This window comes from Chitinophagales bacterium (assembly GCA_013816805.1).
Classification (GTDB): Bacteria; Bacteroidota; Bacteroidia; order Chitinophagales; family UBA10324; genus MGR-bin340.
The window spans coordinates 131,188-146,634 of sequence record JACDDS010000005.1 but is presented as its reverse complement, the minus strand read 5'-3'; the positions used below and the strand labels follow the sequence as shown (position 1 = coordinate 146,634).

10 protein-coding genes are annotated in these 15,447 nt (G+C 38.5%); 3 read left to right on the top strand and 7 right to left on the bottom strand.

Annotation, left to right across the window (positions count from 1 at the left end):
- Positions 1–53 precede the first annotated feature (53 nt).
- On the top strand, positions 54–2,237 hold the full coding sequence (locus H0W62_05735) for a T9SS type A sorting domain-containing protein (GenBank protein MBA3648041.1): 2,184 nt from the start codon (positions 54–56) through the stop codon (positions 2,235–2,237).
- Positions 2,238–2,332: 95 nt separating this feature from the next.
- On the opposite strand, the gene H0W62_05730 is transcribed toward H0W62_05735, so the two are convergent.
- A complete protein-coding gene (locus tag H0W62_05730; protein ID MBA3648040.1) occupies positions 2,333–4,024 on the bottom strand; it encodes a glycosyltransferase family 39 protein in 1,692 nt (563 codons plus the stop codon).
- A gap of 334 nt (positions 4,025–4,358) precedes the next feature.
- Between H0W62_05730 and H0W62_05725 the strand changes: the two genes are divergently transcribed.
- Both H0W62_05725 and H0W62_05720 read left to right on the top strand, forming a co-directional pair.
- Complete coding sequence (locus H0W62_05725; GenBank protein ID MBA3648039.1) at positions 4,359–5,849, top strand: OmpA family protein; 1,491 nt, start codon at positions 4,359–4,361, stop codon at positions 5,847–5,849.
- A 164-nt stretch (positions 5,850–6,013) separates the two neighbouring features.
- The gene (locus tag H0W62_05720) at positions 6,014–7,483 is read left to right on the top strand and encodes a T9SS type A sorting domain-containing protein (GenBank protein MBA3648038.1); all 1,470 of its coding nucleotides are present in this window, start codon (positions 6,014–6,016) and stop codon (positions 7,481–7,483) included.
- Positions 7,484–7,537: 54 nt separating this feature from the next.
- Here the strand turns inward: H0W62_05720 and lepB are convergent, their stop codons facing one another.
- From lepB to H0W62_05690, 6 genes are all read right to left on the bottom strand, one after another.
- Positions 7,538–8,647, bottom strand: coding sequence for a signal peptidase I (gene lepB, locus H0W62_05715; GenBank protein ID MBA3648037.1), 1,110 nt, complete (start codon positions 8,645–8,647; stop codon positions 7,538–7,540).
- A 118-nt stretch (positions 8,648–8,765) separates the two neighbouring features.
- Complete coding sequence (gene dapB, locus H0W62_05710) at positions 8,766–9,509, bottom strand: 4-hydroxy-tetrahydrodipicolinate reductase (GenBank protein MBA3648036.1); 744 nt, start codon at positions 9,507–9,509, stop codon at positions 8,766–8,768.
- A 73-nt stretch (positions 9,510–9,582) separates the two neighbouring features.
- On the bottom strand, positions 9,583–10,221 hold the full coding sequence (locus H0W62_05705; GenBank protein ID MBA3648035.1) for a hypothetical protein: 639 nt from the start codon (positions 10,219–10,221) through the stop codon (positions 9,583–9,585).
- A 93-nt stretch (positions 10,222–10,314) separates the two neighbouring features.
- Positions 10,315–11,196, bottom strand: coding sequence for a ParB/RepB/Spo0J family partition protein (locus tag H0W62_05700; protein ID MBA3648034.1), 882 nt, complete (start codon positions 11,194–11,196; stop codon positions 10,315–10,317).
- Positions 11,186–12,001 (bottom strand): ParA family protein, encoded by an 816-nt coding sequence (locus H0W62_05695; protein MBA3648033.1) that lies wholly within the window; start codon positions 11,999–12,001, stop codon positions 11,186–11,188. Before H0W62_05695 ends, H0W62_05700 begins: the two co-directional genes overlap by 11 nt.
- 415 nt (positions 12,002–12,416) lie before the next feature.
- The gene (locus H0W62_05690; protein MBA3648032.1) at positions 12,417–15,068 is read right to left on the bottom strand and encodes a TonB-dependent receptor; all 2,652 of its coding nucleotides are present in this window, start codon (positions 15,066–15,068) and stop codon (positions 12,417–12,419) included.
- Between the last annotated feature and the right edge of the window lie 379 nt (positions 15,069–15,447).

Sequence of the window (15,447 nt, the reverse complement as noted above, 5' to 3'; positions counted from 1 at the left end):
AATACCTCACTTTAACCTTCCCAAAATACCTCACTTTAACCTTCCCATTTTTTATGAAAATTAAACGTCCCCTCATTCCTCTATTGCTTTTTTTCAATGTTATTCTTGTAAAGGCCGATTACGTTACCAACCTGAATGCTTCTTACCACGATGGCCAAATTTTTATCATCTGGGAGAATATTCCTGCTGCAGATACCGGCTTTTACTATGTGTATTCTAATACGGTTCCGATCGATTCCAGCAATATCCGGACTTCTAATTATTTAGGCAGGGTTATGAACGATTTTGGGTTTGATTACCGCCTATCGTTTAGCGATCCTCAGGGAGTGCTTCATTACTTAATAGTAAACGATAATCCCCTTACCTTTTTAACCCCAACGCAGAATATGTTCGTGATGAATTGCACGGTAGATAATCAGCCATTATATTTTGCCGTACGGTGTAATTTTGGAAAAACAAAACCTAATTGGGTGGTTAAGCCGGGGGCTAATGCTACCAGGAATTCAACCAAACAGCATCTTGATCCCATACGGGCCTATCATTATGAAACAGTTCCGTATTCTGATCGGGATAATGAAATGATCGATGTTTATGCTCACTACGGAAGTAATGTAGCGGTTGGATCATATCCGGAAATGACCAATGAAGGTTGCCTTGTTTTCCACTTTGGTATTATTAAGAGCGGACCGGTTGGCGGAATGAATGATTGTTTTATAAAATTTCATGGAGGCAATGGCAACTTCATTTTAGATGCGCTGGCTACCAAGCTGGACAACACATGGAAAATTTCTTTTGATGACTGGATCCCGGCTTTCACTATTGATATTGCAGGCGATAATACCAGATGGCTGGGTTACGATAATAAGATAGATATCTATACTATTACTAAAAAATCTACACCACCCACCTCTGGAACTGTGAAAGCCTATACGTATCACCGTATCCATTGGGAATTTGACTGGATCCAGCAAACCTTTCCGCAGACTATCAATACCAACCGTTGTTATTTACTAGGTGAATCGCAAGGTTGTTCGGGAGTCTTAATTAATTCGGTACTTAATCCCACTATGTTTGCTGCAGGAAGCTGTACTGATGGTAAATTTAATCTCGATGCACCTGATGATGATAACCCGGTTTGTAAATACAATACCGGAAGTGCCGGAAGAGAAGCAACAAATGCGTATTGGGGAGATCACAACAAAACGAACCTGCCTACTGATGTACCAAAAGATCCGGGTGGTAATGTTTATTGGAACATTTATGATTTAACTAATATGAATAATGTATTTACGTATTACAAGAATATCTCCCTTCCATGGTTAGAAGGGCTTAATGGAAAAGAGGACGATAATGTTTGCTGGGAGGATAAAATAGGTTTCTATAAAACCGTAGACCAGACCCATGAAGGGGGACAGTACTTTTACGATTTAAGGGGACATAGTGGTGGTCCAACTAATGAATGGCCACCGCTTGCTGTGAAACCGTTACAGCGATTTGCAAGTAATCTTACTTTTCCTGCCTTCAGTAATGCAGCTATTGATGGAAATCCCGGAAGCGCTAACAATCCCGATCCTCCATATTGGAGCGGTGACAGTATCGGAACTGTTCATGGAAATTTAGATTGGGAAGATAATAGTATTCACGATTCAAAAACATCCTGGAAAGTAAAGCTGTTTATTCATCCTGATACATTAAATGACGGTACTTTTATTCCCCGGAATATGCCGAATTCTACCACAGCAGACGTTACTATCCGCAGGGCTGTGAGCTTTGTAAACATTCCTGATAATACGGTATTATGCTGGACGAATACTCATAAGGGTGTGGTTGTACAGTCGGGAACTATTACACAAAACTATAACGGAACTACTCCAAAGCCTTTAACTGTAAAGGGTGTTAAGATATATGAAAACGGAAATACTCTTGCAGTAAATTATTGTGATAATGCGCTGCAAAGAAATTATGCAACAGGTAATTTACAGGATCAGGAACAAGTAATTTCTCCAAATCCATTTAAGAATAACCTCACAATAAATCTTTTCCTGGATAAAGAATCGGACTTAACAGTTGAATTGTATAATGTCCTCGGTAAAAAGGTTCAACAGCAGAATATCTCACAGTTATCTGCCGGAAAGCAAACAATAGATATTAATAGCCAGCTCTTATCAGCCGGTATTTATTTTATTAAGATAAAAACAGTTGCCGGCGAAGCTTCCTATAAAGTTGTGAAAGAATAGTAATAAGCTGATCAGGAATTAGAATTTAAGCGCAGAATTTTCTGCGCTTTTTTCTTGTATACTTTCCGAATAAAATAGTCCCGTTAATTATACAGCTAAAGTTTCTCTAATCGCTGAAGGATTTCCGGGGTTACAGGAAATCCTAATTCCTGGATTCGCTTCCCCTGATCCTTCGCCTTTTCATTTTTACCCGTTTCCAGATATAATAATAATAGGTTATTATTTGCTTGTTCGTTGGAAGGGTCTTTTGATAGATAATTTTCTAATAAGTTGGTCGCCAGTTCTAAATCTTTTTTTTCGAATGCCACACGGGCGAGGTAGAAATCACATTCATAATAGTCTGAAATTCTTTTTTCTTCCAGAAAAAATTTTTCAGAAGAAAGTACAGAATCTTCATTTTGGAGCATTTGCCCATAATAAAAATTTACATACTTTTCTTTAGGATTTAGCGAATAAGCTTTCCGGATCAATATTCCTGATTCCGTTTTATCTTTCCTATCATTATCAATCCGGGCACCGAGCATCATGGTTGCGTATGCAGAATGAGGGGAAGTTTTTACGGCCTGTGCCCAGAATGATACCGGATCTTTAAAGCTTTGCTGATGGCGGTAATTGAGAAAGGCAAAAAGAAGTATTACCATAATGCTGCCTGCTAATAAATGTTTTTCTTTCCGGATATTTTGAAATAGTGCTGTTTGGGATAAAACCATTAGCATTCCAATAATAGGTAAGTACAATCTGTGCTCAAAGGTTTGATCATTAAGTGTATTTGGAACTAATAATGCAGGTATTAAAAAAAGCAGAAATACACTAATACCTGCCAGTATAATTCCCCAATCTCTTTTTCGTGAAAAATAAATAGCGATCGATGCCAATGCTATTGAAATAAATCCATAATAATTTACCGTATCAACCAGTATAGGAAATACACTAAGGTTAAACGGAAGAAAAATTTTTCCTGTATACTGAATAATCACGGGCAAGCGATTAAATAATTCAGCAAACGCAATTGATGACTGCAGACCTGATTCTTTTATAGTGGCTTCGGATCGTACTTTATACCATATGAAAAAAGCAAGCAACCAGGTGGCGTACTGAAAAATATTTTCATTACTTAACCATTTCTTCTTATTCAAATATAGAAGGAGAATGAATGCAACAGGTGGAGCAAATATTGCCGTTTCTTTAGTAAAGAACGCACCTAATAAAAAGAAAAAAGACAATAACAGATTGCCTGGTTTTCTCCTCAGAAAATAGTTAATCGTAAAAACCAGGAATGCAACCACAAAGATACCGAGCATGGTATCGTTTCTTCCGGGAATCCATGCAACAGCTTGCGACAAAACAGGATGAACGGCGAAGAACAGCGCGAGAATAAAACTATGGAGCCTGTTTAATTTAATTTTCTGAAGCAAGACAAAAAGCAATAGCACAGTGATCAGGTGAAATAAAATATTTAATACATGGTATGGTGCTATCTGCTGTCCGCTTATTTGATAGTTTAGAATAATTGAATCAAGGAACAATGGCCTGTAGTACGTATCCTGGATTGGATCAAAAACTCCCCTGTGGAAGGAGGTAAATAAATTAGTAATGTTTTGATTGTACTCCTGGAAATCCCGAATAAATATTGAATCGTCGAGTTCCGTGAAGCCAAAATTTATTGTTGAGGCATACACGATAATAACTGATAAAGTCAGCCATATTAACGGATATCTTAGTTTAAACTCAGCCCGTGAAGAGGCAGCATTTTGTTGTTTGACTGTTGAGTTTATTGCTTTGTTCACAGGAAAATTGAAAAAATATTCAATCAAATATCGAAAAAGATAAAATATGGCAGATTACTTGTTTACGAAAGATCAATCAAACTTAATCGCTGCTTTAACTAAGGAAGCCTGATTTTTTTACATTTGCGTCCAACCATAAAGAAAATAATCATAAAACATAATATTTATTGATTAAAACATCCGGTGTTTGAAATGAATTGGTAATCATATTGCTTTACAATTTCTATAATTGAACAATTTAAAATCACGTGTTGATAACTAAAAAAAATTCCAACTACCTATGAAATTATTTTCGTTAATTAGCGCTCAATCACATCAACTAAAACAGTTTACCATGAGAAACGTTTCCAAAATACTTTGTATGACTGTGCTGATGACATGTTTTATTTTAGAGAACATGTATGCACAGAGTAGTAAGCGCCCCTGGATGATTAATGGAGGAGCGAATGTCATTGATTTTAATGCCGCTAACAAAACGGATGGTGCAGGAGGATTAAGCGAACCTGGAGGATTCAGCGATTTTTTTAAAACAGAGAACTGGAATACGCTTCCGGCCATCGCTAAGCTTACTATAGCCAGATCATTAAATCCTTCACTTGCTCTTGACCTCCAGTTAGGAGGCGCTCGTATAACAAAATTATTTGAAAATACAACATCAGCCCGTGCCTTTGCTGATGGTGATCTTAACCTTAGATACAAGTTTGACAATGGTTATATAATTCATGAAAACTCATGGTTTGCTCCATATATTTTTGTTGGAGGCGGCGGAACTTATTTGGATAACACCGATAAAGATGTCAGGCCTCACATAGATGGCGGTGTTGGGTTTAATTTTTGGTTTTGGAAAGACGTAGGTTTTTTCGTTCAGTCTTCCTATAAATGGATTGCTGGGGGAGATAAAGATGTAATTGGAAAACAAAGTTATCTGAACCACTCCGCAGGGGTAGCGGTTCGTTTTGGAAAGAAAGACACTGATAAGGATGGCATAGAGGATGATGCGGATGCTTGTCCCACTGAGCCAGGACCTGCTTCTACCATGGGATGCCCCGATGCTGATGGTGATGGTATTCCCGATAAAACAGATGCTTGCCCAAATCAGGCAGGGCCAGCCAGTTTAAGCGGTTGCCCGGATAGTGATGGAGACGGCGTTGCAGATAAAGATGACCGGTGCCCTAACGCTGCTGGGAGTGTTGACATGAAAGGATGCCCTGATAGAGATGCAGATTTGGTAGCCGATATTGATGATCAGTGCCCGGATCAAAAAGGATTAGCTGAATTCCAGGGTTGCCCTGATACAGATGGTGACGGCGTTCCTGATAAACAAGATGCTTGCCCTACACAAAAAGGCTTAGCTCAGTTCCAGGGCTGTCCTGATACAGATGGTGACGGAGTTCCTGATACAAAAGATCATTGCCCTAACCAGGCAGGTCCAGCTTCCAATGCAGGTTGCCCTCTTCCTCCACCAGAAGTAATTCAAAAGATTAACCTGAGTGCTAAATCAATACAGTTCCAAACTGGAAAAGATATCATAACCAAGCTATCATATCCTGTATTGGATATTATTGCTGAAATTATGCAACAATATCCTGATACTAAGTGGGAAATTGACGGGCACACAGATAACGTAGGCAATGATGTAAAGAATATGGATCTCTCAGATCGTCGTGCTGCATCTGTTAAGAATTACTTTATAGGCAAAGGTGTAAATTCAGATCGCCTCTCTTCTCATGGGTTTGGCGAAACAACACCAATTGCAGATAACAAGACTTCTGCAGGACGTGCTAAGAACAGACGGGTAGAGATTAAGTTGATGAACCAGCAGTAAGAAAATACAATGGTAAAAAGGGACGATTCATATGAATCGTCCTTTTTTTTGTTGATTAATACCGAAATTTAATTTCAACAACGAAGGTGAATATTGATAATGGAATTATTTATATCCATGTTTTGAATTATATAACTTCATATGTTTTAAAATATAATTAAACTATGAAAACGACCACGCTTGTATTCCTGTTACCTTTTTTAATTGTTTCGCAAATTTTTTTTGGTAAATCGCAATCCAATTTTGCCGGCTCTGGAATCGCCCTTCAATTTAATGGCATGCCTGGTAATTTTGTCAACCTTGGGGATGTATATAATGACCTTAATTTTCCTATCACATTTGAAACCTGGTTTAATCTTCAGGGATATCCGTTAACTAACTCTGCAACACTTTTTTCATGCGATAATGATTCAATTACCTACCGCGGATTTTGGGTTTATTATTTGCCTCAAGGCACATTACGATTCGAATTTGGAAATGGCCAAGGAGCGGGTTCTCAATTCAGGAGAGGTGTTGAAACAGTGCAGCCTATTCCCTTTGATAGGTGGACTCATATTGCAGTAGTTTGCAAGTCTGCCACCGATATTCATATATATTTCAATGGAATAGATCAGGCAGTGGCACCCACAGATGGGTCTTCTGAAGCAAAAAACCTGGTGCATTCAAGTGCTCCTTCAAATATTGGAAGAGTTATTGGTCCATCGGGTGAAGGAAATAGTAATGGTTTTTTAGATGAAATAAAATTATGGAATGTAGCCAGAAGTGAAACAAATATCCGGAAATACATGTGTAGAAAGGTGGATTCTTCATTCGTAAGCTTGATTGGTTATTGGAAGGCTGATGAATCATATACGAGCCAAACAGTACTCGATTATAGTATGCTAGCAGAAAATGGTTCAATTGGAGGCTCAGTACCTAGAGTGACTTCGGGTGCACCTATTGGAGATGACAGTAAGTTTGCTTACACCAATGATTTTAAAGGCAAAGATTTAGCAATTTCATCAGCCTCAGGAGATCAATTAATGGTGGGTAGAATAAAGAATAATCCTTACGGATTGCATATTTACAGAGTAGATTCCATTCCATATTACGCTTCGGGTTTAAATCAAACTCCCTTTTATTATTACGGGGTCTTTTGTGCTGAAGGTAGCGATCAAGCAAAATATTCAGTGTCCTACAAATATTCTTTAGCCAACGGAATCATCAATTCTCAGAATGAAGATTTAACTCAACTGATGACCCGTGAGGATGGATCTGTAAAGCAATGGACAAATACAAATGGAAATTTAGATACCTCACAGAACAGAATCAGAGGTTCTAATCAGGATTCCCGCGGTGAATACATTTTGAATATCAATTCTGATTTCCGAATTACCAATAGCACTGTATCATCCGAAGGCATTACCATCTATCCCAACCCTGCTCAGCAATTTATTTCCATATCGCTTCCAATGAATGAATCGCCTCTAATAATAAGGATATTTAAGAATACAGGATCGGAGGTTAAGACCATTTCAAGTCGGAATGCACTTCAAACCGTTTTGGATATATCTTCCTTTTATCCTGGAATATATATTGCCGAAATTTCTGCTGCATCAGGAAATTACTTCACGAAGTTTGAAATAATCAAATAATGTATAAGAGGAGGATAAGCAGTAAGTACATCTTCTCTTTTACTTTTAATCATTTCAATTTATTCCTCTAAATAGCCGATCCCAGCGCACCTTGGTGAATAACGAACCATCTTTATCCCAGCTCATCCATATGAACCAGGCTTTGCCCACCACATGGTCTTCCGGCACAAAACCCCAATAGCGGGAATCAAGGGAGTTGTGCCGGTTATCTCCCATCATCCAATAATAATTCATGGCAAAAGTGTATGACGTAACAGGATGCCCGTCAATAATAATTGTTCCGTTTTTATTAATATCCAGTTGATGACCTTCATAAATTGTAATTAATCGCTGATATAAGGCAATGTTATTTGTATTGATTGGAACTGTTACACCTTTTTTAGGAATCCAGATAGGTCCATAGTTATCAATGTTCCATGGAAAATTCTTGGCATCCATAGGGAAGATAGTTTCAGGCAGAAAACCTTTGGGCAATACATATGGGTCGATGGATTTTACATTACGAAGTTTTTTTAGATCTTCTATATTGGACTGAGTCAAATGAAAACCAAATTTACCTGTTTCGTTGGACGGATACATTTCAGTTATATGCAGGTCCTTTAATATCTTTTCATTTATAGCCGTACCATCTGTGGTAACCAGGTATTCATCCTGTTCCCCTGGAAAAATCATATTCTTTTTTCCATTTAGAAAGACTTCTCCATTCCTTACTTCTAAAGTATCACCGCTTATCGCTATGCAGCGTTTAATATAATTTTCACGTTTATCTACCGGCCTGAAATCTTCCTGTGGCCAGTTAAAAACGACTATGTCATTATTTTTTATCGACTGGAATCCGGGCAGACGGTTATAAGGAAGCTTAATCCATGTGAGATAAGAATTGCCACCGAAAAGTGGCATTGTGTTATGTGCAAATGGAAAAGACAAAGGGGTTTCCGGAATGCGTGCACCATAGTGCATTTTACTTACAAAAAGAAAGTCACCTACCAACAATGATTTCTCCATGGAAGGAGTAGGTATGGTGTATGCTTCAACCACAAAAGTGCGTATAATGCTTGCAGCAATAACAGCAAAAACAAGAGCATCAACCCACTCACGAAATTTAGATTTTGCTGGTTTTGTATTAGATTTTGTAATTCTTTTTTTCTGTACCGTCCAATTCATAATAAATCAAATGTTAGTTAATAACTGCTTAAATGTGAGTAAGGTAGAATCAATTAAAGGGAAGACTTTGTAATTATTTTAAAATGATAAAAATTAAGAATTTTCAGATACCCATTTCTTAAGACACCTGCAGCAATTCGTTAAATTCATAAAAGCCCTTTTTATCTTTTATCCATTCGGCAGCGTAGAGAGCTCCTTTTGCAAAACCTTCTCTTGAAAATGCTTCATGTTTTATTTCAATCTTATCAACGCCAGAACGGTATTCAATACTATGTGTACCAATAATATTTTCTTCACGGCGCGACAAAATTATTAAATCTAAAGGATTATCATTTTTTGTACCGTTATCCGAATTTCTCCGGTTAATCCAGTTAGTTTTACAGGAAGTATTTTTAAGAATGTCTTTTGCTAGCGAAATTGCAGTTCCGCTCGGTGAATCTCTTTTTTCAATGTGATGTATTTCTGTGATAAATGGTTCATACTCAGGTCTCGCTCCCATTAAGCCGGCAAGGATTTGGTTTATTTGAAAAAAAATGTTCATGCCTATACTGAAGTTGCTGGCGTAAACTATAGAACCTTTTTTTTTAATGCATTCATCTTTTACCTCGCTAAGTCTATCGTACCAGCCGGTAGTGCCAATCACAAGGGGGATATTAAGCTCCAGGCAATGCCGGGTATTCTGCAGTACCGACTCCGGGCTGGAAAATTCAATTGCTACATCGGCATCTTTCAGATCTTCGGATTCAGGCGATTTATGATTAAGGGAATTGGTTCTCGATACTATTGTATGTTTTTTCTCCATGGAAACAATTTCATCAATCATCTTCCCCATTTTTCCATATCCAAAAAGTGCAATTTTCATCTCTTAACTATTGTATGTTCAAACAGTTACTGCCCCATTAACTACCGTATCCAGGAAGACAATTTTAACTGTGCTAAAAGGTAAATGTAAGGTTAATACCCCCTGCCTTTCTTATGGTCACAGGATTATAAAAAGGCCTGACGTCGAGAGAAAGGTCATTACTAACATCAAAATGATAAAGATGAGCATCTACTACAGCATCCAGAATGTTCAGCAGGTAAATACCTGCGGCTACCAGTATAGAGATATCAAGATAATAGCGGTATTTATTCTGAACTTCATACAAGTTTGAAGTTGGATAACCATCCAGGTAAAAAGTGTTTGTGGAAGTGATATACCAAACCTTAAAAGAATGCAGCGCAGAAGTACTGTCATCATCCAGCTTTAGCAGATATGCTTTTCTAAAATTGGAATAGATTGCAAAATTATAATAAATGAAATAGCCCGCTGTAGCTAGGCCAGCGTATACAATTGGAACTTTCCAATACTTTTTGTTATAAGCCTGGCCCAATCCTGGAACTATGGCGGATGCAATACCTGCTACTTTTGGAGAATGCTCAGCAGGTAAAAAATGCAAAAAATTTTCACTTTTCAACTTTGCTGATTTGGTTGCACTTGGCAATGTATCCTGAGCTGCCATAACACCGGAGGTAATCAGTATAATGGCTAATAGATTTAAAAGAAGAAATACGATGCTTTTTGAGGATTCCAAATTCACCTAATTTTTACATCAGCAATTAACGTAAAGAAACAGAAAGAATTTTTAGAGCTGCAAACCTGTAGCCAACTGCAGAAAGGTTAGCTTTTAACTACGAGGTGATTCAAGGAATTCAGAAAGCCGTTCAAGGTCAGTATCTGAGAAAAAATGGATGATTATTTCGCCTTTGCCCAATCGCCTGCGCCTGACTTGTACCTTGGTTGAAAGATTTGAAGCAAGCCTTTCCTGAAGCCGCTGGTATTGGTAGGGAAGGGTTGCAGGCTTTTTAGAAAAGAGCTTTTTATTATTTCCATACTGCCTTGCCAAATTTTCCACTGCGCGAACCGACAGATCTTTTTTTACCATTTCTTTATATATCTCTAATTGTATCAGCGGATCTTCAATATTTATGATAGACCGCGCATGTGCCATAGAAATGGTTTTATTCTTTATCGCGGTTTGAATATCGGGGGGAAGCTTTAACAGGCGAAGATAATTTGTAACTGTTGACCTGTTTTTTCCTACCCGCTCCGCTAATTCTTCCTGTTTTAATTCGCATTCATCCATAAGCCTTTTGTAATTGATGGCAACTTCAATTGCATTCAGATCTTCCCGATGCGTATTTTCAATAAGTGCCATTTCCAGCATCTGCTCATCATTGGCTGAACGGATAAAACAGGGAATTTCATTCAATCCTGCTGTTTTTGCTGCGCGCAATCTGCGCTCACCGGCAATCAATTGGTATTTTTTGCCCGAAATTTTTCTTATTGTAATGGGCTGAATAACTCCGTGAATTCTTATGGAGTCAGCAAGATCCTGCATTGCTGATTCATCGAAATCGTGCCTGGGCTGAAAGGGGTTAACCTCAATTTGATCTAAAGGAATGTTGCTGGTAGTTCCAAGAAAGGCAGCCTCAGGTGTTATGGATGTATCCATATTTTCGAGCAAGGCCCTGATGCCCTTTCCCAGATCCGGTTTTTTATTGGTCATTTTCTACGTCAATCAGTTTTTCCTTTGATGGCATACGCGTTTTATTATTCTTCTGGAGAATTTCTCTTGCAAGATTCAGGTAGTTTACAGCGCCTTTGCTTTCTGCATCATACATGATAACTGATTTTCCAAAACTAGGTGCTTCTCCTAACCGGGTATTACGGTGTATAATGGTGTCAAAAGCAAGATCTCCAAAATGGCGCTTCACCTCTTCAACCACCTGGTTAGAAAGACGAAGACGGCTGTCGTACATGGTAAGCACAATTCCTTCAATTTCTAAATCAGGGTTTAAACGGCTTTGCACAATTTTAACCGTATTCAATAATTTACCTAATCCTTCCAAAGCAAAATATTCACACTGTACCGGAATTAAAACAGAGTTGGCAGCAGATAAGGCGTTTACAGTGATTAAGCCTAGTGACGGTGAGCAATCAATGATCATAAATTCAAAATCATCGATAATTTCAGCCAGTACCTGGTAAAGAATCTTTTCTCTGTTAGGGTGGTTTATCAGTTCAATCTCTGCGCCCACTAGGTCAAGGTGCGCCGGCAGGAGGTAAAGGTGGGGAGTCTGAGTTTTTAACAGGCAATCTCTGATTTTAGCACCGCCAATAAGACACTCATAAATACCTGTGGTAATATTTTTTGGATCGAAGCCAATCCCAGATGTCGCATTTGCCTGAGGGTCTGCATCTATCAGTAAAGTTTTATATTCCAATACTGCCAATGAAGAAGCAAGATTTATAGCAGTGGTAGTTTTTCCAACGCCTCCTTTCTGATTTGCTATTGTAATTATTTTACCCATAATGCACTCAAATTACGCTCTTCAAAGTTACAATAATAGCGAGGTTGGGCAGGGTTTGAATACGAAACTTATACACACCAATTATATCAATCAAAGGATAGCTTCCTTAGTTAACAAAAAAAAAGCTGTTAAATGAATACAGTTTTTCATGGCATAAGATTTAAAATGAAATGAATTACATAAGATGTGATTTATATTTGACCCATTTAAAACTACTTAAATACAATCTGCTTTTTACCTTCCGATATCCCCTGTGAGGTAATAATGCGATAGACGTAAGTCCCTGAAGGCAGATTATCTGTTGATACAAGAATATAATTAAACAGATGACTTACCTGAAATTGTTTCACTTCATTTCTGATCTATTGAAATCATAATCAGGCTGCTGACTTCAGAATTAATTTTTAATAAGACCCTAGAAAGTTAATCCCAGCTTCGCAAAAAGAAAAGCTCCATTAAATCCCATTTGCACTGCATCCCATGAACCGCCACTTTCCGTTTCATAAGGATCGTAACCGATTTTGCCACCTACAGGGCTGGCACTTGATTCTTCTTTTGCATAATAGACCGGATATGCATTGGTTAAATTCACAGCACCGATATTAAAAGACACATTGTTTGTAATCCTATAACCCAGTGTCAGATCAATAGTAGGTTTGGTTTTGTACCAATAAGGTTTAGGATCGTAATCATAAAATTTGAGCCCTGCCCATAAGTTGAAGTGAACATCTGCAGTGAATTTGCTGTGAGCGTAACTGACGCCGAGGTTCATTTTAAACGGTGGGGCAGAATTTACCAGGAAGGCACTATCACGAGGTCCGAAATAAGAATCCTGTTTTCCTTCCAACAAAGCATTAGTCTGTACTTTGTCCACCTTCATAAAATTTACATTCCCGACATAAGATAAAATAAGACGGTTGTTAGTGGCCATAGGTAAGGAATAATTTAAAATAACATCAGCCCCATAAGTGGTAGTATTAACGGCATTGGTAAAAAATTGTGCTGCCGTTACATTTAATTCATTAAGAGTAGTTCCTATTATTTCATCATCATTATAAAAATTGCCTGTTAGCACTATGCGGTCTTTAATTTTTACATAATAACCATCGACTGTTGCGGAAAAGCCCGAAAGGGGATTTAGAGTAAATCCAAGACTGCCAGTTATTGCCCTCTCCTGTTTTAATGGAGGTATTCCCAGTGCTTTTGTAATGTCGCTCACATTGTTTGCAATAACAGCATCGAAAATTTGCCCATTCTGAACATTCGTAAATGTCTGATTGAAATATATTTGGGCTAGTGAAGGAGCACGAAAGCCAGTACTTATGGAGCCCCTGACCGCAAATTTATCGCTGATTGCAAACCGGGAGGCAATCTTACCATTAATAGTACCTCCAAAATCACTGTAGTTTTCAGCCCGCAGCGCACCGTCAACCATAAAGTCCTGCGAAATATTTAACTCGGCTTCGGCATAAGCACCTTCATTGGTGCGGTTTTCATTTACTTCATTTCCCGGCCGGAATCCAGGAAATCCCTGCGATCCTCCGGGTCGAAAGGCGGTATCGTTGGTTTCAGGATCAATACTGAATACTACCGGGCCATAGGTTTGCCATGACCCTTCTTCACCGGCAAAAATTTGATAATTCTCATAGCGAAACTCGCCACCAAAAGCTATATTAAGTCCACTCATTATATCGGTATAATACCTGCTCAAATCAAGAGTAGTGGTATTCTGGGAGAGTTTGGTGCCTCCATCATCAAAGGAAGTAGGGGAGGCATCCTCCAGTGAGGCATTAAGGGTATGTTCTCCAAAAAAATTAAATTTATTACGCCCAAAAGCATTGCTCAGGTCAAGCCTCCAGCTTCCTAATTTACTTCGCACACCTGCATTAGCGGCTGCATCACTTATTTTAGATTGAATGATCGGGTCAAATCCATTGGGATAAATAATTATTACATTACGTGAATCATCAGGTGTTCGCGTGAAGGCATACGCATGTGTGTTTCTAAAATTATAACCTCCAAAGGCGTAAACATCCGTTTTATCACTTAAAGGAATCTCTAAATTGAGCATTCCGCCAATATTGTCTGCTGCTGCTTGCCCGAATTGATTACGCACATCAGTATGTCCGGGATACCATTCGTCTGGAATGTTTGCACGGTTTGTATGACCCACTCTCAGGTAATCCGCAGTTAAATTTAAATATCCCTTATTCAGGATATCAAATCCATAATTGGCGCCTAAAGAGATTTGACCTCCGTCAAAACTTTTGTTATCCGGACGGTATTTTGCAACGTTAGCTCCCGCATTAATGTTACCTGTAAACTCCCCGGTCGATTGTTTCAAAACAATGTTAATTACTCCTGCAATAGCATCGGAGCCGTATTGCGCTGATGCGCCATCACGCAGAATCTCAATATGATCGATAGATGAAAGAGGAATGGCATCCAAATCTGTTCCTGTGTTTCCCCGACCACGGGTTCCGTATATATTGACCAGCGAGGATTGATGCTGTCTTTTTCCATTAATAAGTACCAGAGTTTGATCAGGTCCCAAACCGCGCAGTGTGGCCGGGTCTACGTGATCTGCACCATCAGAGCCCGACTGTTTATTTGCATTAAATGAAGGGGCCAGATAATGCAGCAACTGATTTACATCCAATTGACCCATATCATTAGTTATCCTCTTTAAATCAATGTAGTCCACAGGCACCGGCGTATTGGTAATTGACCTGTTAAGGGAACGACTGCCTACTACTTCAATGGCAGCTAGTTCTGTGGCAGCGTTATTCATAAGCACATCGAGGTGTGTTTCACCATTAACTAAAATTTCCTGGGCAGCGTATCCCACATAACTATACAGAAGAGCAGCAGATGATTTGGATATGGTGATAGAGTAATTACCATCCGCATCACTATAGGTTCCGTTATTGGTTCCCTTTTCAGCCACTGTAACACCGAAGAGAGGGACCCGGTTTTCATCAGTTACCTTTCCGGTAATAAGCGTTTGCGCTACCAGCCACTGTGCAGTACATACAAGTATTATTAAAATGAACAGTATTTTTTTCATGGTGGGAAAATTTATGGAATGAATGTAAGGGTTTAAAACAATTACTTCGATAGTCATTATTAATTTTAATAACAGCTTTTTCCACATAGATAAAATGACATCAACAATCAGGCTCCCTAATTCCGGAATATTTTCTCCAGCTATTGGACGGGAAACAACATTTGTTCCTGCGTTTTAAGCAATAATATTGCTAACCATTATCCTTCTGAAGTTTGCCATAGGACCTTTATGCATTGATGTCAGATTCATCTGTTTAGGGATATGAATTAGAATGAATGGTTTTACTTTATCTTTGAGAAATATAAGTATCGAAACTCCAGTTCCGGCTTATTTAATTTTAATCACTTATCCGCTTTGCAGTACCTATTCAATAGCTGGA